4 protein-coding genes are annotated in these 1594 nt (G+C 57.5%); 3 read left to right on the top strand and 1 reads right to left on the bottom strand.

Annotated elements, in window-relative coordinates; all coding sequences use genetic code 11:
* The 3 genes from VEB01_RS04275 to VEB01_RS04265 all read left to right on the top strand — a co-directional run.
* On the top strand, positions 1-111 hold a 111-nt coding region (locus VEB01_RS04275), incomplete at its 5' end, for an integrase core domain-containing protein (RefSeq protein WP_324873123.1).
* Positions 112-168: 57 nt separating this feature from the next.
* Entirely contained in the window at positions 169-333 is a 165-nt protein-coding gene (locus VEB01_RS04270; protein WP_324873126.1) for a hypothetical protein, read from the top strand.
* On the top strand, positions 330-737 hold the full coding sequence (locus VEB01_RS04265) for a transposase (protein WP_324873125.1): 408 nt from the start codon (positions 330-332) through the stop codon (positions 735-737). Before VEB01_RS04270 ends, VEB01_RS04265 begins: the two co-directional genes overlap by 4 nt.
* Before the next feature lie 121 nt (positions 738-858).
* On the opposite strand, the gene VEB01_RS04260 is transcribed toward VEB01_RS04265, so the two are convergent.
* Positions 859-1092 (bottom strand): winged helix-turn-helix domain-containing protein, encoded by a 234-nt coding sequence (locus VEB01_RS04260; RefSeq protein WP_324873124.1) that lies wholly within the window; start codon positions 1090-1092, stop codon positions 859-861.
* Positions 1093-1594: the final 502 nt, after the last annotated feature.

The following is a 1594-nucleotide window of genomic DNA, read 5'->3' as shown; positions in this document are numbered from 1 at the left end:
CAGCATGCCAGCCGGGTCCTTGGCGACTGGATTAATTTCTACAACAACCGGCGCCCGCATCAGGCGCTCGGGAGGAAAACGCCTGCCGAGGCTTATGCTTTAGCGGCTTGAGTTGAGCAGATTCCGCTGGGTCAATACAATAAGCTGACCCAGCATGATCAATACGCCTTGCAGCCAGCGCTGGATAATGTCGAGCAACGCGAGATCTCACCGGCGTGGGTGCTGGCCGATACCCATTATGGCAATATCGATAACCTGGATCGGACGCAAGCCCGCGGGATCGAGTTGGTGACCCTGGTACAAAAGGCCAAAGGCAGTTTGCGGGGGAATTGAACCTTGAACAGTTTGAATTGGATGACGCCGGTGTCATCACACGCTGTCCCGGCGGGTACGCTCCGTTGAGTGTCAGCGCCAGCCGAACCCGCTTACAGGCGGTCTTTTCGGGTGCCATCTGTGACGCTTGTCCGCTGAAACCCCGTTGCCTGATCACAAACACCCCGTCCAGCCGCTATCGTCACCACTACCGGATTCAGTACCTGCCCAGTCGGCTTCGACTGAGAGCGCTTCGGTTGCGTGAGAAGACGCCCGCCTTTCGCGAGGTCTATCGCTGGCAGGCCGGGATTGAAGCCACCCTGTCCCGTCTTAAACACCAGATGAACCTGGGCAAACTTCGGGTCAGGGGCATGGCGTCGGTGAGTTACACAGTCTTTCTGCGAGCTTTGGGTCTGAACATCTGACGATGTGCCACTCAAAACGCCTGAGAGAAGCATCCCAACCGGACTTTTCCCGTGAGTTCAGCCTTTTTGGAGAAAAATTCAGATCGGCCAGCCGAAAAAACGAGAGTCAAAGCATTTGGTGTCAGACTCGCAACTGATCCAGGCTGGACTTTTTGCCGGCCCGCCAACATTTGACCATTTCTCGCCACTGCTGCAAGTACAACTCGACCGTCCGAATCGGTAGTAAAACCTTCGTCTCCTGGGCGATCAAAGCCTGCACCGCTTGCCGAGTCCACAGGGCAAACGCCAAGCCCGACGCGTCCCGCATCTCGTCACAAATCGTCTCCCGGAGGGCGATGTCCTGCACCCGACCCAAGCGCCGCTGTTCCCCCCTGTCGGTGCCCGCGTCTTTGCACGCTGAGGGCCGCCTCTCCGCCTTCCCGCTTCCGACTCTCCCAGCGGAACATAGTGTTCGGGTGCACCTCCCAAATCGACTCAATGGCCTTGGCGGTGTAGCCTTCAGCGCGCATCCGCACCCCCGTTTTCCGGGCCTCCGTCAGCGCCGCATCGCTCTGCCGTTTCGCTTGACGTCTCATCATCCCTCTAAGACGTCATAATCTCCCTTTAGTTACCGAATCAATAACGAGAGCTCTCGGCCGCCTGTACACCTGATTTACAGCGCGCGCTGGGACTTCCATCTGGACGCAGCCATTCCTGCTGATCAATCTCTTTTCGTGTTATTCCATTTCGCGATCATAAGGGTAACAATATGGCCTGTTCTTTCAGATGTGAACGGCCATGGCGAGACCCGCGGGTGGACGGGCCGTGTTGGCGCAGGCCAAAGCGGTTCTGGAGACGGCCCGGAATGTTGATGAGTT

The sequence above is a fragment of the Methylocaldum sp. genome, from assembly GCF_035627495.1.
In the GTDB taxonomy this organism is placed as follows: domain Bacteria; phylum Pseudomonadota; class Gammaproteobacteria; order Methylococcales; family Methylococcaceae; genus Methylocaldum.
Note: the sequence above shows the minus strand (reverse complement) of the source record. Positions and strands in the feature narration are given on the sequence as shown.